Source organism: Pseudomonas fluorescens (assembly GCF_902497895.1).
GTDB lineage: Bacteria > Pseudomonadota > Gammaproteobacteria > Pseudomonadales > Pseudomonadaceae > Aquipseudomonas > Aquipseudomonas fluorescens_BP.
The window spans coordinates 13,976-38,159 of record NZ_CABVHQ010000037.1 but is presented as its reverse complement, the minus strand read 5'-3'; the positions used below and the strand labels follow the sequence as shown (position 1 = coordinate 38,159).

The following is a 24,184-nucleotide window of genomic DNA, read 5'->3' as shown; positions in this document are numbered from 1 at the left end:
AACACCATCGGCGAAGACACCGAGCAAACTTGCAGAAGTCCGAGTGCAGCGACCAAAACAAGCCACTTAGGATCACGCTGATAGTCCGGGTACCAGCCCGGATGCCCCTGCTTGTCTCATTTCTTCAAAATAAGAGCCGCAGCCTTATAAGCTGCTGCTCAGGTTAAAACTACGGCGCCGGTTGAAGCCTGCGCCGCAGCGTCTACGGGTAAAGCGATACTACGGGTACAGCTGCTGAATCACACGCCGCTTTGCAGCAGCATGTTACGGATGTGACCGATGGCCTTGGTCGGGTTCAGGCCTTTCGGACAAACGTTGACGCAGTTCATGATCCCGCGGCAGCGGAATACGCTGAACGGGTCATCCAGCGAAGCCAGACGCTCGGCAGTCTGGGTGTCACGACTGTCTGCCAGGAAGCGATAAGCTTGCAGCAGCGCAGCTGGACCCAGGAACTTGTCCGGGTTCCACCAGAAGGATGGGCAAGAGGTCGAGCAGCAAGCGCACAGGATGCACTCGTACAGACCATCGAGCTTTTCACGCTCTTGTGGAGTCTGCAGACGCTCGATGGCCGGAGCCGGCGTGTCGTTCTGCAGGTATGGCTTAACTTTTTCGTACTGCTTGTAGAAGATGCTCATATCGACGACCAGGTCACGGATAACCGGCAAACCTGGCAGAGGACGAACGATCAGCTTGTTACCTTTTACGACAGCCGACAGCGGCGTGACGCACGCCAGGGCGTTTTTGCCGTTGATGTTCATGCCGTCGGAGCCGCAGACGCCTTCACGGCAAGAGCGACGATAGGAGAAACCTTCGTCCTGCTCTTTGATCAGGGCCAGCACGTCCAGCACCATCAGGTCTTTACCACCGGTATCGACCGAAAATTCCTGCATGAACGGCGCAGCGTCCTGATCAGGGTTGTAGCGATAAACACTGACTTTCAACATAGCGGCCACCCTTAATAAGTCCGAATCATTGGTTCAAAGGTCGGGACTGTTTTTGGCGAGAAGTTCACGGCACGCTTGGCAACGCGTTTCTCACCAGGGAAGTACAGGGTGTGGCACAACCAGTTGACGTCATCGCGATCTTCGAAGTCTTCACGGGCGTGAGCGCCGCGGGACTCTTTACGGATCTCTGCGGCGATGGCGGTAGCTTCAGCCACTTCCAGCAGGTTTTGCAGTTCCAGGGCTTCGATACGAGCGGTGTTGAACGCCTGGCTCTTGTCGTTGATCTTGACGTTGGCGATACGGCCACGCAGATCCGCCAGCTGAGCAATACCCTTCTGCATGTATTCGCCGGTACGGAATACACCGAAGTAGTTCTGCATGCAGCTTTGCAGCTCTTTACGCAGGGTTGCTACGTCTTCGCCTTCGGTACGCGAGTTCAGGCCATCGAGACGTGCCAGGGCAGCGTCGATGTCGGACTGGCGAGCGCGAGTGTAATCAACGCCCTCCTTCAGGGTCTGTTCCAGGAACAGGCCGGCGGCACGACCGAACACGACCAGGTCGAGCAGCGAGTTACCGCCCAGACGGTTGGCACCATGAACCGATACGCAAGCCACTTCACCTACAGCGAACAGACCAGGGATGATCTGGTCAACGCCGTCGGCGTCCTGAGTGATCGCCTGGCCATGAATGTTGGTGGGAACGCCACCCATCATATAGTGGCAGGTAGGAACCACTGGAACCGGCGCGGTCACTGGATCGACGTGGGCGAAGGTCTTGGACAGTTCGCAGATACCCGGCAGACGGCTGTGCAGCACTTCTTCACCGAGGTGATCGAGCTTCAGCAGAACGTGGTCGCCATCCGGACCACAACCGTTGCCGGCGATGATCTCTTTAACCATGGAGCGGGCTACCACGTCACGACCGGCAAGGTCTTTGGCGTTCGGAGCATAACGCTCCATGAAACGCTCGCCGTGCTTGTTGATCAGGTAACCGCCTTCACCGCGGCAGCCTTCGGTAACCAGTACACCCGCGCCGGCAATGCCGGTCGGGTGGAACTGCCACATTTCGATGTCTTGTACCGGCACGCCAGCACGCAGAGCCATGCCGACGCCGTCACCGGTGTTGATCAGGGCATTGGTGGTGGACGAGTAGATACGACCTGCACCGCCGGTCGCCAAAACAGTAGCGTTGGCACGGACGTAGGAGGTTTCGCCGGTTTCGATGCAGATCACGATCATGCCGACAAAGGCACCATCTTCGTTCTTCACCAGGTCGACGCCGTAGTACTCGTTGAGGAATACGGTGCCGGCCTTCAGGTTGGCCTGATACAGGGTGTGCAGCAGTGCGTGACCAGTACGGTCGGCAGCGGCGCAAGTACGTGCAGCCTGGCCACCTTTACCGAAGTCTTTCGACTGACCGCCGAACGGACGCTGATAGATGCGGCCCTGTTCGGTACGGGAGAACGGCAAGCCCATGTGCTCGAGTTCGAAGACTGCTTCCGGGCCTACGGAACACATGTATTCGATAGCGTCCTGGTCACCGATATAGTCGGAACCCTTGACGGTATCGTACATGTGCCAGCGCCAGTCATCGTTCGGATCTGCCGAAGCGATGGCGCAGGTGATGCCACCCTGGGCGGATACAGTGTGCGAACGAGTCGGGAAAACCTTGGTGACTACGGCAGTCTTGTGACCACCTTGTGCCAGCTGCAGGGCAGCGCGCATGCCGGCACCGCCGCCGCCAATGATGATGGCGTCGAACGAAAGCGTATTAACTGTGTTAGCCATGACTCAGATACCCCAAAGAATCTGCACACCCCAGACGAAGTAAGCGAACATCGCAACGCCGCATACTGCCTGGAAGAGGAAACGTATTGCAGTCGCGGACCTGCCGAACGCCATTGGCGTCAGGTAGTCAGTCGCGATGGTCCACATGCCGACCCAGGCGTGAGCGCCGAGGGCAACGAGAGCCAGGAGACTGAAAATACGCATCCAGTTGCTTGCGAACAGTTCATGCCATTGGGCGTAGCCGATGCCAGGGTTGGCGACGACGTATCCGATCAGGAAAATGAAGTAAGCCGCGAGAACGACCGCAGACACACGTTGTGCCATCCAGTCATAGAGGCCCGAACGCGAAAGGTTCGTGACGTTAGTTACCATATCCAAACTCCTGCCAGAACGATTACCACCACGGAAACGGCGATAACGATTTTCGAGCCCAGTTTGCCGCCTTCCAGCGATTCACCGATGCCCATGTCCATGATCAAGTGGCGCACGCCGGCAACCAGGTGATACAGCAAGGCGGACAGGATGCCCCATGTCACTAGCTTGGCTAGCGGACTGGTCAGACACGCTTTCACCTGACCGAAGCCTTCTTCCGAGTCGAGCGATTTGTCCAATGCATAGAGCATGATGGCCAGGCTGACAAAGAGGATGACACCGGATATGCGGTGAAGGATGGACGTGTAAGCAGTGACTGGGAGTTTGATGGTCCTTAGGTCTAGGTTTACAGGTCGTTGGCTATTCACGGCTTTTTTTTCACACTGAAGAGCCCCTAACAATCAGGGCAAAGTTGTTGGGGAGTGCACTGGTCAGGTACCCACCACCCAGGGAGTGCGACCCCCATTAAAGCAGGCCCAAAAGCCCCTGGCGGTCGGAGGCCGAGTATAGACAGTTAGGTCACTAATGACAACGCAATCGCCTTCCCCTAATAGCTGATTGCGTTAGTTGAATAAAAGGCGTAAATGGCAGGGAATTTCGAGGAAAAAGTCCGGTTAGAGCCTTCTGGCGCAATACTTTAGGCAAATTGACATTCAAATTTATCTCACTATAGTGGTGCGGGCCCTGCGTGGGGGGTCTGTCTGATGATTTCAAGCATAAATAGGAGGCCACATGGCTGACAAAAAAGCGCAGTTGATCATCGAGGGCGCAGCCCCCGTCGAGCTGCCCATTTTAACCGGCACCGTTGGTCCCGATGTAATCGACGTCCGGAGCCTGACGGCCACGGGCCGTTTCACCTTTGACCCTGGTTTCATGTCGACCGCCTCGTGCGAGTCGAAGATCACCTATATCGACGGCGACAACGGCATCCTGCTGCACCGCGGTTACCCGATCGAACAGCTGGCCGAGAAGTCGGACTACCTGGAAGTCTGCTACCTGCTGCTCAACGGCGAACTGCCGACTGCAGAGCAAAAGGCCCAGTTCGTCACGACCGTGAAGAACCACACCATGGTTCACGAGCAGTTGAAGAGCTTCTTCAACGGCTTCCGCCGCGATGCCCACCCGATGGCCATCATGTGCGGCGTAGTCGGCGCTCTCTCGGCCTTCTACCACGACTCCCTGGACATCAAAAACCCGCAGCACCGCGAAATCTCCGCGGTCCGTCTGGTTGCCAAGATGCCGACCCTGGCTGCAATGGTTTACAAGTACTCCATGGGCCAGCCCATGATGTACCCGCGCAACGACCTGACGTACGCGGAAAACTTCCTGCACATGATGTTCAACACCCCGTGCGAGATCAAACCGATCAGCCCGGTACTCGCCAAGGCCATGGACAAGATCTTCATCCTCCATGCCGACCACGAGCAGAACGCATCGACTTCCACCGTACGCCTGGCGGGCTCTTCGGGTGCCAACCCGTTTGCCTGCATCGCGGCCGGTATCGCTGCGCTCTGGGGCCCGGCTCACGGCGGCGCCAACGAAGCCGTGTTGAGCATGCTCGACGAAATCGGCGATTTGTCGAACATCGACAAATACATCGCCAAGGCCAAGGACAAGAACGATCCGTTCAAGTTGATGGGCTTCGGTCACCGGGTTTACAAAAACCGCGACCCGCGTGCCACCGTGATGAAGCAGACCTGCGACGAAGTACTCAAAGAACTGGGCATCAAAAACGATCCGCAACTCGACCTGGCCATGCGCCTGGAAGAAATTGCGCTGACCGACCCGTACTTCATCGAGCGCTCGCTGTACCCGAACGTCGACTTCTACTCGGGGATCATCCTCAAGGCGATCGGCATTCCAACCAGCATGTTCACCGTAATCTTCGCCCTGGCGCGGACCGTCGGCTGGATCTCCCACTGGAAAGAAATGCTCTCCAGCCCGTACAAAATCGGCCGCCCGCGCCAGTTGTACACCGGCTACGAGTCGCGTGACATTCCTAATCTGGAAGACCGCAAATAAGGCTTGTCTTGCGATAATGTCTTAAGCTGCACCGGAAACGGCCTCAATATATAGAGGCCGTTTTTGTTTGGGCCTGATGCCGAATACGCGGCGGCCTGACAGCCGACCGGGCTCTTTGGTTGAGTACATATCCGTTTCTGCGGTAACGGCCACTAATGGTTCCGCTCTTACAGCGGGTCACTTTCGAAAAGCGCGAAAGTAACCAAAGCGCTTCTGCCCCTTTCGTTCGGCCCTTCGCCTAGGCTCAGGGTGCCCTCGCTCCGGTCCTGCTCCGTGGGCCCGCCGCGATCGGCCATCCATGGCCGTGCGCGGCTAACCCGGCATCCATGCCGGGTTGCCCACTGCGCAGAACCTCCTCTCGGCCTCTCGAGGGGGTGTGCACCGCAAAAGCAAAAGCGAGGCGGCCGGACCGGCCGGCCTGATTTCAAGCGCACGCGTTCCCCCCGTAGGAGCTGCCGCAGGCTGCGATCTTTTGATCTTGCCGTTGCCATTGCCGTTGCCATTGCCGTTGCCATTGCTTTCGCTTTTGCTTTGCTTTGCTTTTGATCTTGATCTGCCTGCCCCTTTCCCAGAGGCCGAACGCAGGCGTTGCGCAGGCGGCTACCTCGGCATGGATGCCGAGGTAGCCGCCCCCGGCCATGGATGGCCGATGGCGGCGGGCCCCCGGAGCAATGCCGGAGCGAGGGTATGCCGAGCCTAGGCGAGGCACCGAATGGAGGGGCAAAAACGCTTTGGTTACTTTGGCGTTTTTCCAAAGTGACACGCCGTAAGGGCGGAACCATTAGTGGCCGTTACCGCAGGAATGGATATGTACACCTTCTAGAGCCAGGCCGGCTGCAAGGCCACCTTCACGCCCTGAGCCTTTCCGTCAACACGGTTTGGCCTTGTCCGGCTCGCTCCCACAGGGGGTGAGTTGTGCACACCCAAACAAAAATGCCCCAGTCTCTCGACCGGGGCATTTCTGTTCAACGCAGCTTATCTATTGAAGCTTGGAACCTTAGTGCGACACCGCCCCACTCGCGCCCAGACCCGTCTGCGAGCGAACGAATTGCGGGAAGAACAACGCCCGTTCCTTGTCTGCCGCGGCCGACTTGTCAGTGATGGAGAAGAACCAGATCCCGATAAAGGCAATAGCCATCGAGAACAGCGCCGGGTACTCATACGGGAAGATAGCCTTCTCGTGATGCAGGATCTGCACCCAAATGGTTGGCCCAAGCACCATCAAACCCACAGCGCTTATCAGACCCAACCAGCCGCCGATCATCGCGCCACGGGTCGTCAGCTTTTTCCAGTACATGGAAAGCAGCAGCACCGGGAAGTTACAGCTCGCCGCGATAGAGAACGCCAGGCCGACCATGAACGCGATGTTCTGGCTTTCGAACGCAATGCCCAGACCGATCGCCAGCACGCCCAGAGCGACGGTGGTGATTTTCGAGACACGGATCTCGTCCTTGTCGTTGGCCTTGCCCTTCTTGATCACGCTGGCGTAAAGGTCGTGAGACACCGCCGTAGCACCAGCCAGGGTCAAACCAGCCACAACAGCCAGAATGGTCGCGAACGCTACTGCCGAGATGAAGCCCAGGAAGATACTGCCACCCACCGCGTTAGCCAGGTGCACCGCCGCCATGTTGTTGCCGCCCAACAGCGCGCCAGCTGCATCTTTAAAGGCCGGGTTGGTGCTGACCAGCAGGATCGCGCCGAAGCCGATGATGAAGGTCAGGATGTAGAAGTAGCCGATGAAGCCAGTGGCATACAGCACGCTTTTACGAGCTTCTTTAGCGTCACTTACGGTGAAGAAGCGCATCAGAATGTGCGGCAGACCGGCAGTACCGAACATCAGCGCCAGGCCGAGGGAGAATGCCGAGACCGGATCCTTCACCAGACCGCCGGGGCTCATGATTGCTTCACCTTTAGGGTGAACCTTGGTCGCTTCGGCAAACAGCGCATTGAAGTCGAAGTTAACGTACTTCATCACCATGACAGCCATGAAGGTAGCGCCCGAGAGCAGCAACACAGCCTTGATGATTTGCACCCAGGTAGTTGCCAGCATGCCGCCGAACAGCACGTACATGCACATCAGGATACCGACCAGGATTACCGCGATATGGTAGTCCAGACCGAACAGCAGCTGGATCAGCTTGCCGGCACCGACCATTTGCGCGATCAGGTAGAACGCCACTACCACCAGCGAACCGCTGGCCGACAGGGTGCGGATCTGGGTTTGCCCGAGACGGTAAGACGCTACGTCGGCAAAGGTGTATTTACCCAGGTTACGCAGGCGCTCGGCGATCAGAAACAGAATGATCGGCCAGCCCACCAGGAAGCCGATCGAGTAGATCAGACCATCATAGCCGGAGGTGTAAACCAGCGCGGAAATACCCAGGAAGGACGCCGCCGACATGTAGTCACCGGCAATCGCCAGACCGTTCTGGAAACCGGTGATCTTGCCGCCCGCCGCATAGTAGTCGGCCGCCGAATTGTTACGCTTGGAAGCCCAGTAAGTGATGCACAGGGTCAAGCCAACGAACGCGACGAACATCAGGATCGCCGAAACGTTGAGTGGTTGTTTTTGCACCTCGCCGGTCAGGGCTTCCGCCGCCCAGACTGCCGGGGCGAAGGCCGCTATACCGAGTGCCGCAATCAGACGCCGGATCATTGCTGAGCCTCCTTGAGAATCGCATTGTTCAGGTCGTCGAATTCGCCGTTGGCGCGTCGAACGTAGATCGCAGTCAGGATAAAGGCTGAAAGAATCAGCCCGACACCGATGGGTATACCCCAGGTAATCGATGACTCAGGGTTGATTTTCGCCCCGAGTATATGTGGTCCATAAGCAATCAAAAGGATGAAGCCAGTGTAAAGCCCAAGCATGAGCGCCGAGAGAATCCAGGCGAACCGCTCTCTTTTGCTGACCAGCTCCTTGAAACGCGGGCTGTTTTGAATCGAGAGGTAAATGCTGTCGTTCATTGTTTTTGTCCTCGCAGCACAGATTGAATTGCAACGTATTCCACTCTATGCGGCTACAGATTCGGTTCCAGACGACCTTAGTATTAGAACGACATGACTCCTGTGACGAATTGTCACCCCGAACAACGCAAAAGACCGCCTGGCGCGAACGCCAGACGGTCTTGATAACCGCGGTTCAGACGCTTCGAGAGATTATTTGGCGGTCCACTCGGCAACCCGTTCCGGATGCTTGGCGACCCAGTCTTTGGCAGCCGCTTCAGGCTTGGCACCGTCCTGAATTGCCAACATAACTTCGCCAATTTCGTCTTTCGACGCCCAGTTGAATTTTTTCAGGAAGGCCGAAACTTCCGGAGCCTTCTTCTCCAGACCTTTGCTACCGATGCTGTTTACCGTTTCAGCAGCACCGTAAACACCTTTTGGATCTTCAAGGAAACGCAGTTTCCACTTGGCAAACATCCAGTGAGGCACCCAACCGGTGACCGCAATGGACTCTTTCTTGTCTTCGGCACGGGTCAGTTCGGCAATCATCGCCGCACCGGAACTGGCCTGCAGCTTGTAATCGAGGCCATAGTCCTTGATCGCCTGATCGGTCTTGAGCATCACGCCTGAGCCGGCATCGATCCCGACGATCTTGTTCTTGAAAGTGGTGTCTTCTTTCAGGTCGCCGATAGTTTGCGCCTTGACGTACTCCGGCACGATCAGGCCGATTTTCGCGTCCTTGAAGTTAGGGCCGTAATCGACCACCTTGTCCTTGTTCTTGGCCCAGTACTCACCGTGAGTCACCGGCAGCCAGGCCGAGAGCATCGCATCGAGTTTGCCGGTTGCAACACCCTGCCACATGATCCCGGTCGCCACAGCCTGCAGCTTGACGTCATAACCGAGCTTTTTGATCACCTCGGCCGCCACATGGGTGGTTGCCACGCTGTCCGACCAACCGTCGACGTAGCCGATGCTCAGGGTTTTGCTGTCGGCACTGGCCAGAGTGGAACCCACTGCAAGCACCAGAGCGGCACCTGCACCTAAGAGTCGTCGCATCTTCATCGTTACTTCCCCGAAAGTGCTGCGCCCGACGGATGCCGAGCGTCGTCAACTTATTGTTATGTAGTGGCCTGTGTGGCGAGTTCTGTTAGTCAACTTCGGCGCCAGCGCCCCCATCACGCCCTACCACCAAACCTGCTCGAACATCAGCGGAGTACTGACGCACCGATCATCAACCTGCCGTGCTCGGCGACCTGCTCTGGCAGCGACCTCAAGGCAACGAGAAACGACATCAGAACGCCATTAACGACGGCAAGTAGAAATACGACAACGGATCCCGCCCGAACTTTGCATGTCAAAACCTTGCAGCCGCCCTGACGGGCGACAAATGCAGGTAAGATGCGCGGCTTTGCCCCCATACGGCCAGACCATGCCCGCGACTGCACGCTTCGCTTTTTTACCTTACCTGTTCGCCTGTCTGCTTGGCCTGTTTGCCCTTTGCGGTTTCTGGTATGGCCTCGGCCAACCGGTGCTGCTGCCGGATGTGGCCAGCGCCACCCACAAGCTGCAATGCGCCTCCTACACCCCGTTCGATAAAGACCAATCGCCGTTCGACCAGCCGTTCAAGCTGCGCCCAGAGCGCATGGACGCCGACCTTGCGCTGCTGGCCACCCGCTTCGAATGCATCCGCACCTATTCCATGACCGGCCTCGAAGCCCTCCCCGCCCTGGCGCGCAAGCACGGCCTGAAACTGATGATCGGTGCCTGGGTCAACAGCAACCCGGTGGACACCGCCAAGGAAGTCGACCTGCTGATCGCTTCCGCCAATGCCAACGCCGATGTCGTCACCTCGGTGATCGTCGGCAACGAAGTCCTGTTGCGCAAGGAAATCACCGGGCCTCAACTGGCCAAGCTGATTGTCCGGGTGAAAAGCCACGTCAAACAGCCAGTGACCTACGCCGATGTCTGGGAGTTCTGGCTCAAGCATCCGGAAATCGCTCCGACCGTGGACTTCCTGACCATCCATTTGCTGCCGTACTGGGAAGATGATCCGTCCAACATCGACGCCGCCCTCAATCACGTCGCTGAAGTCCGCAAGGTGTTCGGCAATCGCTTCGCCCCCAAGGATGTGATGATTGGCGAAACCGGCTGGCCAAGCGAGGGCCGCCAGCGCGAAACCGCCCTGCCAAGCCGGGTCAACGAGGCCAAGTTCATTCGCGGTTTTGTCGTCATGGCTGAACACAATGGCTGGCACTACAACCTGATTGAAGCCTTCGACCAACCGTGGAAGCGCGCCAGTGAAGGTGCGGTGGGCGGTTACTGGGGGCTGTTCGATGCTGACCGTCAAGACAAGGGCGTGTTGGCCGGGCCGGTGTCGAACCTGCCCTTCTGGCGACAGTGGCTGGGCATCGGTGGCTTGATCTTCCTCGGCACGCTGGCCCTCGGTGGTCGCGTGCGCGGCACTCGTGCGGCGCTGATCCTGCCGCTGCTCGGCGCAGTGGCGACCTGCTCCATCGGCACCTGGGGTGAACTGGCCCGGGTCACCAGCCGTTTTGCCGGCGAATGGATCTGGGCCGGGTTGCTGGTGGGCTTGAATCTGTTAGTGCTGGCCCACGCCGCACTGGCGCTCAGCAGCAAGACCGCCTGGCGTGAGCGTGCGTTCAACTGGCTGGAACAGCGCGCCGGCTGGCTGCTGGCCGCCGCTGGTTTCGCTGGCGCGGTGATGATGCTCGCCTTGGTGTTCGACCCGCGCTATCGCAGTTTCCCGAGCGCCGCCTTGTTGCTGCCGGCACTGGTCTACTTGTGCCGCCCCGTCAGGGTGCCGCGCGCAGAGATCGCCCTGCTGGCCTTTATCATCGGCGCCGGCATCGCCCCGCAGCTGTACCGCGAAGGCCTGGAAAACCAGCAGGCCTGGGGCTGGGCGCTGGTGAGCGGGTTGATGGTTGCTGCATTGTGGCGCAGCTTGCGGGTTCGCAAGGCCTGAATCCTGGAGCGCCTGTCGGCGCTATCGCGAGCAGGTCGGATCGCCGCACCGTCGCTCCCACATTTGGTCTCTGGCGTTCACAAAACTTGTGTATGCAGGAGATCCCCTGTGGGCTTTCCCCAATGTCAGTCAATTAAGGAGTTTCAGGTTCAGCACTGTCCCCCGTAGCAGCTGGCGAAGCCTGCGTCCGGCTGCGCAGCAGTCGTAAAATCAGGCGCTGCGGTATTCCAGACAAACCGTGCAAGCAGGATTTGCGACTGCTTCGCAGCCGGACGCAGCCTTCGGCAGCTGCTACGGTTCGCGTAACGCCTTAACTGACTGGCATTAGGGCTGACTATCAGGCTAGGCGCCGCGACTCGCCCTGACCAGCCGCAACCCACCCATCACCACCGCAAACACCGCCATACTGGTGTTGTACAAGGCCAGCGCCGGGAACCCGAACAGCAGTGCCAGCACCGCCATCCACCAGCCCGCACGCCCCGGCAGTACAAACCCGAGCACCGCTGCCGCCAACGCCGCCCAGCCGAGGATCTGGAAATGAATCATCAGCCCCAGGTTCGAGCGCACCTGGCATTCCCAGCGACTTGCCTCGTCGACACAAATGCCGACCCACTGCCCATCCTCCATAAAGCCGTAACGCAGGCCATAACTGGCGGCCAGCCATAACGGCAACACAATAAGTAACAGGATCACGGGCAGGCGGCGGGACATGAAGCACTCCGATAAACGAAAATGGCGCCCAGCTTAATCGCCCGACAGGGGTAAGCAAGCGAGATAAGCAGATAACTGTTCACGAAATCACCGGAAAGTGTATCGTCCGGCTACTATTACGCCGATTCACGCCCGCTGAACTGCCATTTCGTCCGAAAAATGGCACTTCAGTACCATTGTGATGGTCATAGCCTGCTAACTCTACCCGGCACCTTCCTCTAAGGGATTCAGTCATGCTCCGACCCTTACGCTTCGCTGCCTTTTTTGGCGGCCTTATTCTGAGTGCGTCCGCACTGGCAGTGGATATCGACGCTGCGAGTTATGGCTATCCGCTGACCAATCCGTTCGAGGCCACGATTGCCACCACGCCACCGGAACTGCGACCGGAACTGCCGGCAGATGAGGATATCGACCAGGCGGATTACAGCCTGAGATTGCGCCCGGAGCGTGAATTCACTTTGCCCGACAATTTCTGGGCGGTGAAAAAGCTCACCTACCGCATGGCCAAGCAGGATCACGCGGCACCGCTGATTTTCCTGATCGCCGGCACGGGTGCGCCTTATCACAGCAGCATCAACGAATACCTGAAAAAGCTTTACTACAAAGCTGGCTATCACGTGGTGCAACTGTCATCGCCCACCAGCTTCGACTTCATGACGGCTGCTTCGCGCTTTGCCACGCCCGGGGTGACCAAGGAAGACGCCGAGGATCTGTACCGGGTCATGCAGGCTGTGCGTGCGCAACACCCGAAACTGCCGATCAGCGAGTTCTACCTCAGCGGTTACAGCCTGGGTGCGCTGGATGCGGCGTTCGTCAGCAAGCTGGATGAAACCCGGCGCAGCTTCAACTTCAAGAAAGTCTTGCTGCTCAACCCGCCGGTCAATCTCTACACCTCGATCACCAACCTCGACAAGCTTGTGCAAACGGAGGTCAAGGGCATCAACAACAGCACCACGTTTTATGAGCTGGTGCTGAACAAACTGACCCGCTACTTCCAGCAAAAAGGTTATATCGATCTCAATGACGCGCTGGTCTACGACTTTCAACAGTCCAAACAGCATCTGAGCAACGAACAAATGGCCATGCTGATCGGCACCTCGTTCCGTTTCTCGGCCGCCGACATTGCCTTCACCTCGGACCTGATCAACCGTCGCGGCCTGATCACCCCGCCCAAGTACCCGATCACCGAGGGCACCAGCCTTACTCCGTTCCTCAAGCGCGCCCTGCAATGCGACTTCGATTGTTACATCACCGAGCAGGTGATCCCGATGTGGCGCGCCCGCACCGATGGCGGCAGCGTGCTGCAACTGATCGACCAGGTCAGCCTCTACGCGCTCAAGGATTACCTGCACGACAGCCCGAAAATCGCCGTGATGCACAATGCCGACGACGTGATCCTCGGCCCGGGCGACCTCGGTTTCCTGCGTAAAACCTTCGGCGATCGTCTGACCGTCTACCCTCTCGGCGGCCATTGCGGCAACCTCAACTATCGCGTCAACAGCGACGCTATGCTGGAGTTCTTCCGTGGTTAAACCTCTCCTGCTTATCGCTGCGCTGCTCTGCGCAGGCTATGTCAATGCCGACAACAGCAAGGCCAATACACCCAGCGTGGTCGAACAGGACGGCTTCACACTGCCGCTGACCAAACTCAAGTTCAACCCCGGCCTGGACCAGCGCGAATTCGAACGCTCGACCTTGAACGCGCTGAATGTCTATGACCCGCTGGAGTCGTGGAACCGTCGGGTCTACCACTTCAACTATCGCTTCGATCAGTGGGTGTTCCTGCCAGTGATCAACGGCTACCAATACATCACCCCGAGCTTCCTGCGCACCGGCGTGAGTAACTTCTTCAACAACCTCGGCGATGTGCCCAACCTGCTCAACAGTCTGTTTCAGCTCAAGGGCAAGCGCTCGATGGCAACCACCGGTCGGTTGTTGCTCAACACCACCATCGGCATCGCCGGTCTGTGGGACCCGGCCAGCAAAATGGGCTTGCCGCGCCAGAACGAAGACTTCGGTCAGACCCTGGGCTTCTATGGCGTACCGGGGGGTGCCTACGTCATCCTGCCGATCTTCGGCCCATCGAACCTGCGCGATACTGGCGGCCTGGTGTTCGACTTCGCGGCGGAAGCGCAGATCAACTTCCTCAACGTCGCCGAAGTCAGCGGCAACCATCCGGAACTCCTGCTCCTGCGCGCCATCGACAAGCGCTACCAGACCAGTTTCCGTTACGGTCAGTTGAACACCCCGTTCGAGTACGAAAAGGTTCGTTACGTCTACACCGAGGCGCGTAAGTTGCAGATTGCTGAATAAGGCGAACTGCGGGTAATGAAAAAGGCCATTCGATCAGATCGAATGGCCTTTTTCTTTGCTGCTTTGCTGTCCCCAAAAAGATCGCAGGCTACGCCAGCTCCTACGCCGACCGGGTACACCCACAAAATTGCAGATATACGCGATCCCGTAGGAGCTGCCGCAGGCTGCGATCTTTTGATCTTTCAGGCCTTCGCCATCCGCCAGACCTTGCTGAATGCCATCACCCCCACCAAAACCACCGCGCCCGCGATAATCCCGGCCACTGCATTGAGCAAGGTCGGCACGATCAGCGAAAAGCCGCCCGTGCTCTGACTCACACTTTCGATCCAGTGATGAGCCGCCGGCACGCCATGGGTGAGAATTCCGCCGCCGACCATGAACATCGCCGCAGTGCCGATCACCGAGAGAGCTTTCATCATGTACGGCGCCGCGCGCAAAATGACGCCGCCGATGCTTTTGGCCATCTGCCCGGGTTTTTGCGTCAGCCATAACCCGAGGTCGTCGAGCTTGACGATACCGGCCACCAGGCCATAAACGCCGACGGTCATGACGATGGCGATGCCCGACAGCACGAGGACCTGCTGCATCAGCGGCGCATCGGCTACGGTGCCGAGGGTAATGGCGATGATTTCCGCCGACAGGATAAAGTCAGTCCGCACCGCGCCCTTGATCTTGTCTTTCTCGAAGGCCACCAGATCGACTGCGGGATTGGCTACGGCTTCAATCAATTCAGCGTGCTCGGCCTGATCTTCGGCCTTGCTGTGGAGGAACTTGTGGGCGAGTTTCTCGAATCCTTCGAAACACAGGTAGGCCCCGCCGAGCATCAACAGCGGAGTCACCAGCCATGGCACGAACGCACTGATGGCCAATGCGGCGGGAACCAGAATCAATTTGTTGATGAACGAGCCTTTGGCAACCGCCCAGACCACCGGTATTTCACGTTCTGCACGCACTCCCGAGACCTGCTGGGCATTGAGCGCCAGATCGTCGCCGAGCACCCCGGCGGTCTTCTTCGCGGCCATCTTGGTCATCAAGGAGACGTCGTCGAGCACCGCGGCAATATCATCGATCAACAGCAGCAAACTGCTTCCGGCCATGGGTCAGGCTTCCTTTACTAATAAATTTTGTCGAGCATAGCGCGACCCAAGACTCCGTGGGGCATTCTTGAGCCTCGCGCAAAGCCGGTGCTACCATGCGCAACCGCCAGAACAGGCAAGGAATCACCTGGTTTATGAGCACCATCCGCGAGCGCAACAAAGAACTGATCCTGCGTGCAGCAAGCGAGGAGTTCGCCGACAAGGGCTTCGCCGCGACCAAAACCAGCGACATCGCGGCCAAGGCGGGATTGCCCAAGCCCAACGTCTACTACTACTTCAAATCCAAGGAAAACCTCTACCGCGAGGTGCTGGAAAGCATCATCGAACCGATCCTGCAGGCTTCGACCCCGTTCAATGCCGAGGGTGTCCCCAGCGAAGTGCTGAGCGGCTATATTCGCTCAAAAATCCGCATCTCCCGCGACCTGCCGTTTGCGTCCAAGGTATTCGCCAGCGAAATCATGCATGGCGCCCCGCACCTGAGCCCCGATCAGGTCGAACAACTGAACGCCCAGGCCAGACACAACATCGACTGCATCCAGACCTGGATCGACCGCGGCCTGATCGCCCCACTCGACCCCAATCACCTGATGTTCAGCATCTGGGCCGCCACCCAGACCTACGCCGATTTCGACTGGCAGATCTCAGTCGTCACCGGCAAGGCCAAGCTCGATGAAGCCGATTATGAAGCGGCGGCGCAGACCATTATTCGGCTGGTGCTCAAAGGCTGTGAGCTGGACTGATAGACCGAGTTGCACCCATCGCGAGCAAACTCGCTCCCACATTTGTCCCTGGTGTTCATAGGATTTGCGCACGCCGAAGATCCAATGTGGGAGCGAGCTTGCTCGCGATTAGGGGCAACTCGGATTTCGATCAGATCCAAATAGCATCCCACAGCGGATAATCGCCAAGTCGCTCGACCAACCCCGCCCGCAATGGGTTAGCCACGACGTACCGAGCCAGCTTTACCAGATCCTCCTCTCGCCGTAACGCTCGGTCGTGATAGCCAGGCTGCCAAAGACTACCCTTGCGTCCGGAGGACATGTTCACCGCTCGCGCACTCAATGATTTGGTTTTTTGCATCAGTTCGCCCAACGATCCGTGCTCCAACTCGATCAACCAGTGAAAGTGATCGGGCATGACCACCCAGGCCAATGAGTTCGCCCAGCCCTGATCCTGTGCACTTCGAAATTGGTCAACGACCAATCTGCCCAAGACAAAATCCTCAAAAACCGGTTCTCGGTCGAGGGTATTGGAGGTCAGTAGGTAAATGCAGTGTGGCGCTGCATAGCGGCCAATGCGCAGGCGATGTGAAGAAGGTAAATCAGGCATTCCTTTGCCTCTTTCACATGATGAAATCATGGAAAGGCTAGACCTGTAAATGACGGCAATTTTAGTCTGGATGTGTCCAGTAGATAGCTATCGCGAGCAAGCTCGCTCCCACAGAGATCGATTGTGTTCACATATTTTGTGTCTACCACCAAGTCCAATGTGGGAGCGAGCTTGCTCGCGATAGCGGTAAATCAATCAACGAAGATCAAACAGCCACCCCCGCATCCGCCCGCAACCCCTGCGCCTCGATGGCGCTGACCGCGCATTGCTCGTCGATGTCCGAGGTGTCGCCGCTGATGCCGATGGCGCCGATCACTACGCCTTCCTGATCACGAATCAACACCCCGCCCGGCGCCGGCACCACGCTGCCCTGGCCGAGGCTGTTGAGCGCGGCGATAAACGCCGGCCGTTGTTGTGCGTCCAGTGCCAATAGTCGCGAGCCCTTGCCCAGGGCAATCGCGCCCCAGGCTTTGCCGATGGCAATCTGCGGCCGCAGCAGACTCGCGCCGTCTTCACGCTGCAAGCTCAGCAGATGCCCGCCGGCATCGAGTACCGCGATGGTCAACGGTGCCGCGGCGATCTTGCGCCCCGCGACTATGGCTTGACCGGTCAGGCTGACTGCGATCTTCAAGGTTAAAGCGCTCATGGGTGCCGTCCTTATTTTGTTTTGAAAAAAGCCTGTGGACCTCGGCATGGCGAAATCCGACAGGACAAATAGAACACAATGATCTATTTTTTTGTATACAATAATTATCTAAAAGCTGCTAATGCGACAAAAGGCCCCAGCACTTCCGGCTTCTGACGAAATGAAACAGCCGCTTGAGAAAATGAATTGACCTGCGCCGCCCGCCGTGAATACACTCTGCGAAAAGCCACTTGTATACAATTACAAAACGTAAGAGGCACAAAACAATGAGCAAAATGAGAGCAATCGAGGCCGCCGTTCTGGTGATGCGCCGCGAAGGGGTTAATACCGCCTTTGGCATCCCGGGTGCAGCCATCAACCCGCTGTACTGCGCCCTGCAAAAGGTCGGTGGCATTGATCACGTCCTCGCTCGCCACGTTGAAGGCGCCTCGCACATGGCCGAGGGTTACACTCGCACTAAAGCCGGCAACATCGGCGTGTGCATCGGTACTTCCGGGCCTGCCGGGACCGACATGGTCACCGGGCTCTACAGCGCGTCGGCCGACTCGATCCCGATCCTCTGCATCACTGGCCAGGCACCCCGGGCCCGCATGCACAAGGAAGACTTCCAGGCAGTCGACATCACCACCATCGTCAAGCCAGTGACCAAGTGGTCGACTACCGTCATGGAACCAGGCCAGGTGCCTTACGCCTTCCAGAAAGCCTTCTACGAAATGCGCTCCGGCCGCCCAGGCCCAGTGCTGATCGACCTGCCGTTCGACGTGCAGATGGCTGAAATCGAATTCGACATCGACGCCTACGAACCGCTGCCGCTGGCCAAACCCGTGGCCAACCGGGTACAGATCAAGAAGGCCCTGGCCATGCTCGATCAGGCTGAACGGCCATTGCTGGTGGCCGGTGGCGGCATCATCAATGCCGATGCCAGCGAGCTGTTGGTGGAGTTCGCTGAACTGACCGGCATCCCGGTGATCCCGACCCTGATGGGCTGGGGCACCATCCCGGACGATCACCCGTTGATGGTCGGCATGGTCGGCCTGCAAACCTCGCACCGTTATGGCAACGCGACCATGCTCAAGTCCGACGTGGTGCTGGGCGTCGGTAACCGTTGGGCCAACCGTCATACCGGCTCGGTGGACGTCTACACCGAAGGCCGTCGGTTCATTCACGTCGACATCGAACCGACCCAGATCGGTCGTGTATTCACCCCGGACCTGGGCATCGTTGCCGATGCCGCAAGCGCACTGAAGGTCTTTATCGAAGTCGCTCGCGAGTGGAAAGCCGCTGGCAAACTGAAGGACCGCAGCGCCTGGCTGCAAGATTGCCAGCAGCGCAAAGCCAGCCTGCACCGCAAGACCCACTTCGACAACGTGCCGGTCAAGCCGCAACGGGTCTACGAAGAAATGAACCAGGTGTTCGGCAAAGACACCTGCTACGTCAGCACCATCGGCCTGTCGCAGATTGCCGGCGCGCAGTTCTTGCACGTTTACAAGCCGCGCCACTGGATCAACTGCGGTCAGGCCGGCCCTCTGGGCTGGACTATTCCGGCAGCGCTGGGCGTGGTCAAGGCAGATCCGAGCCGCAAGGTCGTGGCGCTGTCCGGCGACTATGACTTCCAGTTCATGATCGAAGAGCTGGCGGTGGGTGCGCAGTTCAAACTGCCGTACATCCACGTGGTGGTGAACAACTCCTACCTGGGGCTGATCCGTCAGGCGCAGCGCGGTTTCGAGATGGACTACTGCGTGCAGCTGTCCTTCGATAACCTCAACGCTCCGGAGCTCAACGGATACGGCGTCGACCACGTCGCAGTGGCCGAGGGCCTGGGTTGCAAGGCCCTGCGCGTGTTCGAACCGGCCCAGATCCAGCCAGCGCTGCGCAAGGCTCAGGAAATGATCGAGGAATTCAAGGTTCCGGTGATCGTCGAGATTATTCTGGAGCGTGTGACCAACATTTCCATGGGCACCGAGATCAACGCCGTCAACGAATTCGAAGACCTGGCGCTGGTCGGCAGCGACGCGCCGACCGCTATTTCGATGCTCGATTGATCGTCCCTCTGTGGGAGCGAGCTTGCTCGCGATGAGGCCGGTACATTCAACATCTTTGTTGTCTGGCACACCGCTTTCGCGAGCAAGCTCGCTCCCACAGGGGCCCTCACACATACAGGAGACCACCATGCCGCGTTTCGCCGCCAACCTGTCCATGCTGTTTACCGAGCAGGATTTTCTTGCCCGCTTCAAAGCCGCCGCCAAGGCCGGCTTCAGTGGGGTCGAATACCTGTTCCCCTACGACTTCACCTCCGCCGAGCTCAAGGCCCAACTCGACGCCCACGGCCTGACCCAAGTGCTGTTCAACCTGCCGGCCGGTGACTGGGCCAAGGGTGAACGCGGTATCGCCTGCCTGCCGGATCGGGTCGAAGAATTCCGCGCCGGTGTCGATCTGGCGATCGCTTACGCGAAAGTGCTGGGCAATACCCAGGTCAACTGCCTGGCCGGCATCCACCCCCAAGGCGTCGACGATGCCACCGTGGAAAAGACCTTTGTCGCCAACCTCAAGTACGCGGCTGACAAGCTGCAAGCGGTGGGCATCAAGCTGGTGATGGAAGCGATCAATACCCGCGACATCCCCGGTTTCTATCTGAACAACACAGCGCAAGCCCTGTCGATTCGCGAGCAGGTGGGCAGCAGCAACCTGTTCCTGCAGTACGACATCTACCATATGCAAATCATGGAGGGCGACCTGGCCCGGACCATGGCCGACCATCTGGGCGAGATCAATCACATTCAGCTCGCCGACAACCCGGGGCGCAATGAACCGGGCACTGGCGAGATCAACTATCGCTTCCTGTTCGAACACCTGGACCGCATCGGTTACCAGGGCTGGGTCGGCTGTGAATACAAGCCGCTGACCACCACAGAAGCCGGATTGGGCTGGCTGAAGACCCATAACGCAATCTGATCGAACACACTCATCACTGTCATCACTGTCATCACTGTCATCACTGTAGGAGCTGCCGAAGGCTGCGATCTTTTGATCTTCAGCTTTTTAAAGTCAAAAGATCGCAGCCTTCGGCAGCTCCTACATGAGCCACACAAAAACAAGAGGATTTTCTCATGGCTAAAATCGGATTTATTGGCACCGGCATCATGGGCCACCCAATGGCGTTGAACCTGCAGAAAGCCGGTCACAGCCTGTTCCTGTCGGCACACCACGATGCCGCGCCTGCCGATCTGATCGCCGGTGGCGCGGTCGCTCTGGCGAGCCCGAAAGAAGTCGCCCAGGAAGCCGAGTTCATCATCGTCATGGTTCCGGATACCCCGCAGGTCGAGGACGTGCTGTTCCGCGCCGACGGCGTGGCGGCTGGTGTTGGCAAAGGCAAGATCGTGATCGACATGAGCTCGATCTCGCCGACCGCGACCAAAACCTTCGCGGCGAAGATCAACGAAAAAGGCGCGCAATACCTCGACGCGCCAGTGTCCGGCGGTGAAGTCGGTGCCAAGGCCGCGACCCTGAGCATCATGATCGGGGGCGACAGCAGCGCCTTCGAACGCGCCCTGCCACTGTTCCAGAGCATGGGCAAGAACATCACCCTGGTCGGCGGCAACGGTGATGGTCAAACCGCCAAAGTGGCGAACCAGATTATCGTCGCACTGAATATCCAGGCCGTCGCTGAAGCCCTGCTGTTCGCTTCGAAAAACGGTGCCGATCCAGCCAAGGTCCGTGAAGCGCTGATGGGCGGTTTCGCTTCGTCGAAGATCCTCGAAGTCCACGGCGAGCGCATGATCAAAGGCACCTTCGATCCAGGCTTCCGCATCAGCCTGCACCAGAAGGACCTCAACCTGGCCCTGGCCGGCGCGCGCGAACTGGGCATCAACCTGCCGAACACCGCCGGCACCCAGCAAGTGTTCAGCACCTGCGCGGCCATCGGTGGCAGCAACTGGGACCACTCGGCGCTGATCAAAGGCCTGGAGCACATGGCGAACTTCTCGATTCGCGATAAATAAGGCCGCGACCTGTAGCTGACCCGGTCCCTTATGGGAGCGAGCTTGTGTGGCGAGGGGGCTTGTTGTGGCGAGGGGGCTTGCCCCCGTTGGGGTGCGAAGCGCCCCTGAAGCCAGTCACCGCAATCTTGCATTAGAAATGCAATGACTGGTTTTGCGATTGCTTCGCAATCGAACGGGGCGATGCGGCGTTCCGACAAGCCCCCTCGCCACAACAAGCCAGCTCCCACATTGGACCGAGTTTGCCCACAAACTGTTGCCCTACCCCAATAACAAGAATTCCGGGAGCCCGCCATGTCGGTCGATCCGCAACAATTGCTCCGTGAGCTGTTCGCCACAGCCATCGATGCCGCCCACCCGCAGCAAGTCCTTGAAGCCCATCTGCCCAGCGATCGCAGCGCTCGGGTGATCGTGATTGGCGCCGGCAAAGCGGCCGCGGCCATGGCCCAAGTAGTCGAGCGCTGCTGGCAGGGTGAAGTGTCCGGGCTGGTGGTGACCCGCTACGGTCACGGCGCCCCCTGCGAAAAAATCGAAGTGGTCGAAGCCGCCCACCCGGTGCCTGACGCTGCCGGCCTGGCCGTGGCAAAACGGGTGCTGGAACTGGTCAGCAACCTCAGCGAAGACGATCGGGTGATCTTCCTGCTGTCCGGTGGCGGCTCGGCATTGCTGGCGCTGCCCGCGGCCGGCATCACCCTCGCCGACAAACAGTCGATCAACAAAGCCCTGCTCAAATCCGGCGCCACCATCGGCGAGATGAACTGCGTACGCAAACACCTCTCGGCGATCAAGGGTGGACGCCTGGCCAAGGCCTGCTGGCCGGCCACTGTCTACACCTATGCCATTTCCGATGTACCGGGGGACCTGGCGACCGTGATCGCTTCCGGTCCGACCGTGGCCGACCCGAGCACCTCGGCTCAGGCTCTGGCGATTCTGCAACGCTACGCCATCGACGTTCCAGCGACGGTGCGCAACTGGCTGCAAAGCGCGGAATCGGAGACGGTCAAACCCGGCGATCCGAGCCTGGCCCGCAGCCATTTCCAGCTGATCGCCCGGCCGCAACAATCTTTGCAAGCGGCGGCGGTAAAAGCGCGTCAAGCCGGTTTCAGCCCATTGATTCTCGGCGACCTGGAAGGCGAATCCCGCGAGGTGGCCAAGGTCCACGCCGGGATCGCCCGTCAGGTTGTCCTCCATGGTCAGCCGCTGGCTGCGCCCTGCGTGATTCTTTCCGGTGGTGAAACCACTGTCACCGTGCGTGGCAATGGCCGTGGCGGACGCAACGCCGAATTCCTGCTGAGCCTCACCGACAGCCTCAAGGGCCTGCCCGGGGTTTATGCACTGGCCGGCGATACCGACGGCATCGACGGCTCCGAAGACAACGCCGGCGCGATCATGACCCCCGACAGCTACGCCCGCGCCGCTGCCCTGGGCCTGAATGCCAGCGATGAGTTGGACAACAACAATGGCTATGGCTACTTCGCCGCGCTGGACGCGTTGATCGTCACCGAACCGACCCGCACCAACGTCAACGACTTCCGTGCCATCCTGATTCTCGAGAGCCCTGAACATGACGCCTGACAAGAAGGTCAAAATCCTCGCCACCCTCGGCCCGGCCACCGATGGGATCGACGCCATCCGTGAGCTGGTCGAAGCCGGGGTGAACATCTTTCGCCTCAATTTCAGCCATGGCGATCACGCCGACCACGCTCAGCGTTACCAGTGGATTCGGGAAGTCGAACAGCAGCTGAACTATCCCCTGGGGATTCTGATGGACCTGCAAGGCCCGAAACTGCGGGTCGGCAAATTTGCCCAGGGCAAGGTTCAGCTGGTACGCGGTCAGGCGCTGCGTCTGGACCTGGACCCGACGCCAGGCGACCAACGCCGGGTCAACCTGCCCCACCCGGAAGTCATCGCGGCCCTTGAGCCAGGCATGGACCTGCTGCTGGACGACGGCAAGCTGCGCCTGCGGGTGACCGCCAAACATGCCGACGCCATCGACACCACGGTGCTCAACGGCGGCGAGTTGTCCGACCGCAAGGGCGTCAACGTGCCTCAGGCGGTACTGGAGCTGAGCCCGTTGACCGCCAAGGATCGCCGCGACCTGAGCTTCGGTCTGGAACTGGGGGTCGACTGGGTTGCGTTGTCCTTCGTGCAGCGCCCGCAGGACATCCGCGAAGCCCGCGAACTGATCGGCGACAAAGCCTTCCTGATGGCGAAAATCGAGAAGCCGTCAGCGGTCGAACAATTGCGCGAAATCGCCGAACTGAGCGACGCGATCATGGTCGCCCGGGGTGATCTGGGCGTGGAAGTGCCGGCCGAGAGCGTGCCGCAGATCCAGAAGAACATCATCACTATCTGCCGCCAGCTCGGTAAACCGGTGGTGGTCGCGACGCAGATGCTCGAGTCGATGCGCTTCTCCCCGGCACCGACCCGCGCCGAGGTCACTGATGTCGCCAATGCGGTGGCCGAAGGGGCCGATGCGGTGATGCTCTCGGCGGAAACCGCCTCCGGCGATTACCCGCTCGAAGCGGTGCAGATGATGAGCAAGATCATTCGCCAGGTCGAAGGCGGCCCGGACTATCAGGCACAACTGGACGTCAGCCGACCACAGGCCGAAGCCACGGTATCCGATGCCATCAGCTGTGCGATCCGGCGGATCAGCAGCATCCTGCCAGTGGCCGTGCTGGTGAACTACAGCGAGTCCGGCAGCTCGAGTTTGCGCGCCGCGCGGGAACGGCCGACGGTGCCGATCCTCAACCTCACTCCGAACCTGCAGACCGCCCGCCGCCTGACCGTGGCCTGGGGTGTGCACTCGGTGGTCAATGATCGGCTGCGTCAGGTTGACGAGGTCTGCTCCACCGCCCTGGAAATCGCCCAGGCCCAAGGCATGGCCAAGCGTGGCGATACGTTATTGATCACTGCGGGTGTGCCTTTTGGTCAGCCGGGGTCGACTAACTCGTTGCGCATCGAGACGTTGATTTAGCGCCTGCACCAGCCCTATCGCGAGCAAGCTCGCTCCCACAGGTTATCTGTTGTTCACAGATT

At 59.1% G+C, this 24,184-nt stretch carries 21 protein-coding genes; 10 read left to right on the top strand and 11 right to left on the bottom strand.

Annotated features, from left to right (window positions below):
- Positions 1–239 precede the first annotated feature (239 nt).
- From F8N21_RS18725 to sdhC, 4 genes are read right to left on the bottom strand one after another with little or no spacing between them, the layout of a single operon-like run.
- Positions 240–944: a succinate dehydrogenase iron-sulfur subunit gene (locus F8N21_RS18725; RefSeq protein ID WP_150643538.1), complete on the bottom strand. Its 705-nt coding sequence runs from the start codon at positions 942–944 to the stop codon at positions 240–242.
- A gap of 11 nt (positions 945–955) precedes the next feature.
- Positions 956–2,731 carry a succinate dehydrogenase flavoprotein subunit gene (gene sdhA, locus F8N21_RS18720; RefSeq protein WP_150643537.1) on the bottom strand — a complete coding sequence of 592 codons (1,776 nt, stop codon included), beginning with the start codon at positions 2,729–2,731 and terminating at the stop codon, positions 956–958.
- 3 nt (positions 2,732–2,734) lie between these two features.
- On the bottom strand, positions 2,735–3,103 hold the full coding sequence (gene sdhD, locus F8N21_RS18715; RefSeq protein WP_150643536.1) for a succinate dehydrogenase, hydrophobic membrane anchor protein: 369 nt from the start codon (positions 3,101–3,103) through the stop codon (positions 2,735–2,737).
- On the bottom strand, positions 3,097–3,471 hold the full coding sequence (gene sdhC, locus F8N21_RS18710) for a succinate dehydrogenase, cytochrome b556 subunit (RefSeq protein ID WP_150643535.1): 375 nt from the start codon (positions 3,469–3,471) through the stop codon (positions 3,097–3,099). The genes sdhD and sdhC overlap by 7 nt, the downstream gene beginning before the upstream one ends.
- A 364-nt stretch (positions 3,472–3,835) precedes the next feature.
- On the opposite strand from sdhC, the gene gltA reads away from it, so the two are divergent.
- Positions 3,836–5,125, top strand: coding sequence for a citrate synthase (gltA, locus tag F8N21_RS18705; RefSeq protein ID WP_150643534.1), 1,290 nt, complete (start codon positions 3,836–3,838; stop codon positions 5,123–5,125).
- A gap of 997 nt (positions 5,126–6,122) precedes the next feature.
- On the opposite strand, the gene F8N21_RS18700 is transcribed toward gltA, so the two are convergent.
- The 3 genes from F8N21_RS18700 to F8N21_RS18690 all read right to left on the bottom strand — a co-directional run bounded on the left by F8N21_RS18700 (position 6,123) and on the right by F8N21_RS18690 (position 9,130).
- Positions 6,123–7,781 carry a cation acetate symporter gene (locus F8N21_RS18700; RefSeq protein WP_150643533.1) on the bottom strand — a complete coding sequence of 553 codons (1,659 nt, stop codon included), beginning with the start codon at positions 7,779–7,781 and terminating at the stop codon, positions 6,123–6,125.
- Positions 7,778–8,089: a DUF485 domain-containing protein gene (locus F8N21_RS18695; protein ID WP_150643532.1), complete on the bottom strand. Its 312-nt coding sequence runs from the start codon at positions 8,087–8,089 to the stop codon at positions 7,778–7,780. The genes F8N21_RS18700 and F8N21_RS18695 overlap by 4 nt, the downstream gene beginning before the upstream one ends.
- Positions 8,090–8,281: 192 nt before the next feature.
- Complete coding sequence (locus F8N21_RS18690) at positions 8,282–9,130, bottom strand: glycine betaine ABC transporter substrate-binding protein (RefSeq protein ID WP_150643531.1); 849 nt, start codon at positions 9,128–9,130, stop codon at positions 8,282–8,284.
- Positions 9,131–9,455: 325 nt separating this feature from the next.
- Here F8N21_RS18690 and F8N21_RS18680 point away from each other — a divergent pair, with 325 nt between their 5' ends.
- On the top strand, positions 9,456–11,051 hold the full coding sequence (locus tag F8N21_RS18680; RefSeq protein ID WP_191624352.1) for a beta (1-6) glucans synthase: 1,596 nt from the start codon (positions 9,456–9,458) through the stop codon (positions 11,049–11,051).
- Between the two features lie 342 nt (positions 11,052–11,393).
- Here F8N21_RS18680 and F8N21_RS18675 read toward each other — a convergent pair whose 3' ends face one another.
- Complete coding sequence (locus F8N21_RS18675; protein WP_150643529.1) at positions 11,394–11,762, bottom strand: hypothetical protein; 369 nt, start codon at positions 11,760–11,762, stop codon at positions 11,394–11,396.
- Positions 11,763–11,995: 233 nt separating this feature from the next.
- On the opposite strand from F8N21_RS18675, the gene F8N21_RS18670 reads away from it, so the two are divergent.
- Together F8N21_RS18670 and F8N21_RS18665 are read left to right on the top strand one after the other, a co-directional pair.
- Positions 11,996–13,294: a serine/threonine protein kinase gene (locus F8N21_RS18670; RefSeq protein ID WP_150643528.1), complete on the top strand. Its 1,299-nt coding sequence runs from the start codon at positions 11,996–11,998 to the stop codon at positions 13,292–13,294.
- Complete coding sequence (locus F8N21_RS18665) at positions 13,287–14,075, top strand: VacJ family lipoprotein (RefSeq protein ID WP_150643527.1); 789 nt, start codon at positions 13,287–13,289, stop codon at positions 14,073–14,075. Before F8N21_RS18670 ends, F8N21_RS18665 begins: the two co-directional genes overlap by 8 nt.
- Before the next feature lie 182 nt (positions 14,076–14,257).
- Here the strand turns inward: F8N21_RS18665 and F8N21_RS18660 are convergent, their stop codons facing one another.
- Positions 14,258–15,172 (bottom strand): DUF808 domain-containing protein, encoded by a 915-nt coding sequence (locus F8N21_RS18660; protein ID WP_150643526.1) that lies wholly within the window; start codon positions 15,170–15,172, stop codon positions 14,258–14,260.
- 134 nt (positions 15,173–15,306) lie between these two features.
- On the opposite strand from F8N21_RS18660, the gene F8N21_RS18655 reads away from it, so the two are divergent.
- On the top strand, positions 15,307–15,912 hold the full coding sequence (locus F8N21_RS18655) for a TetR/AcrR family transcriptional regulator (RefSeq protein ID WP_150643525.1): 606 nt from the start codon (positions 15,307–15,309) through the stop codon (positions 15,910–15,912).
- Between the two features lie 130 nt (positions 15,913–16,042).
- Here the strand turns inward: F8N21_RS18655 and F8N21_RS18650 are convergent, their stop codons facing one another.
- Positions 16,043–16,501 carry an REP-associated tyrosine transposase gene (locus F8N21_RS18650; protein WP_150643524.1) on the bottom strand — a complete coding sequence of 153 codons (459 nt, stop codon included), beginning with the start codon at positions 16,499–16,501 and terminating at the stop codon, positions 16,043–16,045.
- Between the two features lie 205 nt (positions 16,502–16,706).
- Entirely contained in the window at positions 16,707–17,147 is a 441-nt protein-coding gene (locus F8N21_RS18645; RefSeq protein ID WP_150643523.1) for a GlcG/HbpS family heme-binding protein, read from the bottom strand.
- 266 nt (positions 17,148–17,413) lie between these two features.
- Between F8N21_RS18645 and gcl the strand changes: the two genes are divergently transcribed.
- The 5 genes from gcl (at position 17,414) to pyk (ending at position 24,122) form a co-directional block, all read left to right on the top strand.
- Positions 17,414–19,189 carry a glyoxylate carboligase gene (gene gcl, locus F8N21_RS18640; protein ID WP_150643522.1) on the top strand — a complete coding sequence of 592 codons (1,776 nt, stop codon included), beginning with the start codon at positions 17,414–17,416 and terminating at the stop codon, positions 19,187–19,189.
- 127 nt (positions 19,190–19,316) lie between these two features.
- Positions 19,317–20,099, top strand: coding sequence for a hydroxypyruvate isomerase (gene hyi, locus F8N21_RS18635; RefSeq protein WP_150643521.1), 783 nt, complete (start codon positions 19,317–19,319; stop codon positions 20,097–20,099).
- A 155-nt stretch (positions 20,100–20,254) separates the two neighbouring features.
- A complete protein-coding gene (locus F8N21_RS18630; protein ID WP_150643520.1) occupies positions 20,255–21,145 on the top strand; it encodes a 2-hydroxy-3-oxopropionate reductase in 891 nt (296 codons plus the stop codon).
- 291 nt (positions 21,146–21,436) lie between these two features.
- Entirely contained in the window at positions 21,437–22,717 is a 1,281-nt protein-coding gene (locus tag F8N21_RS18625) for a glycerate kinase (protein ID WP_150643519.1), read from the top strand.
- Complete coding sequence (gene pyk / locus F8N21_RS18620) at positions 22,707–24,122, top strand: pyruvate kinase (RefSeq protein WP_150643518.1); 1,416 nt, start codon at positions 22,707–22,709, stop codon at positions 24,120–24,122. The genes F8N21_RS18625 and pyk overlap by 11 nt, the downstream gene beginning before the upstream one ends.
- Positions 24,123–24,184: the final 62 nt, after the last annotated feature.

Excerpts from the sequence above, each read along its gene's own strand:
- F8N21_RS18725 (WP_150643538.1), bottom strand. The coding sequence starts at position 944 with ATGTTGAAAGTCAGTGTTTATCGCTACAACCCTGATCAGGACGCTGCG.
- sdhA (WP_150643537.1), bottom strand. The coding sequence starts at position 2,731 with ATGGCTAACACAGTTAATACGCTTTCGTTCGACGCCATCATCATTGGC.
- sdhD (WP_150643536.1), bottom strand. The coding sequence starts at position 3,103 with ATGGTAACTAACGTCACGAACCTTTCGCGTTCGGGCCTCTATGACTGG.
- gltA (WP_150643534.1), top strand. The coding sequence starts at position 3,836 with ATGGCTGACAAAAAAGCGCAGTTGATCATCGAGGGCGCAGCCCCCGTC.
- F8N21_RS18700 (WP_150643533.1), bottom strand. The coding sequence starts at position 7,781 with ATGATCCGGCGTCTGATTGCGGCACTCGGTATAGCGGCCTTCGCCCCG.
- F8N21_RS18695 (WP_150643532.1), bottom strand. The coding sequence starts at position 8,089 with ATGAACGACAGCATTTACCTCTCGATTCAAAACAGCCCGCGTTTCAAG.
- F8N21_RS18690 (WP_150643531.1), bottom strand. The coding sequence starts at position 9,130 with ATGAAGATGCGACGACTCTTAGGTGCAGGTGCCGCTCTGGTGCTTGCA.
- F8N21_RS18680 (WP_191624352.1), top strand. The coding sequence starts at position 9,456 with ATGCAGGTAAGATGCGCGGCTTTGCCCCCATACGGCCAGACCATGCCC.
- F8N21_RS18675 (WP_150643529.1), bottom strand. The coding sequence starts at position 11,762 with ATGTCCCGCCGCCTGCCCGTGATCCTGTTACTTATTGTGTTGCCGTTA.
- F8N21_RS18670 (WP_150643528.1), top strand. The coding sequence starts at position 11,996 with ATGCTCCGACCCTTACGCTTCGCTGCCTTTTTTGGCGGCCTTATTCTG.
- F8N21_RS18660 (WP_150643526.1), bottom strand. The coding sequence starts at position 15,172 with ATGGCCGGAAGCAGTTTGCTGCTGTTGATCGATGATATTGCCGCGGTG.
- F8N21_RS18655 (WP_150643525.1), top strand. The coding sequence starts at position 15,307 with ATGAGCACCATCCGCGAGCGCAACAAAGAACTGATCCTGCGTGCAGCA.
- F8N21_RS18650 (WP_150643524.1), bottom strand. The coding sequence starts at position 16,501 with ATGCCTGATTTACCTTCTTCACATCGCCTGCGCATTGGCCGCTATGCA.
- F8N21_RS18645 (WP_150643523.1), bottom strand. The coding sequence starts at position 17,147 with ATGAGCGCTTTAACCTTGAAGATCGCAGTCAGCCTGACCGGTCAAGCC.
- gcl (WP_150643522.1), top strand. The coding sequence starts at position 17,414 with ATGAGCAAAATGAGAGCAATCGAGGCCGCCGTTCTGGTGATGCGCCGC.
- hyi (WP_150643521.1), top strand. The coding sequence starts at position 19,317 with ATGCCGCGTTTCGCCGCCAACCTGTCCATGCTGTTTACCGAGCAGGAT.
- F8N21_RS18630 (WP_150643520.1), top strand. The coding sequence starts at position 20,255 with ATGGCTAAAATCGGATTTATTGGCACCGGCATCATGGGCCACCCAATG.
- F8N21_RS18625 (WP_150643519.1), top strand. The coding sequence starts at position 21,437 with ATGTCGGTCGATCCGCAACAATTGCTCCGTGAGCTGTTCGCCACAGCC.
- pyk (WP_150643518.1), top strand. The coding sequence starts at position 22,707 with ATGACGCCTGACAAGAAGGTCAAAATCCTCGCCACCCTCGGCCCGGCC.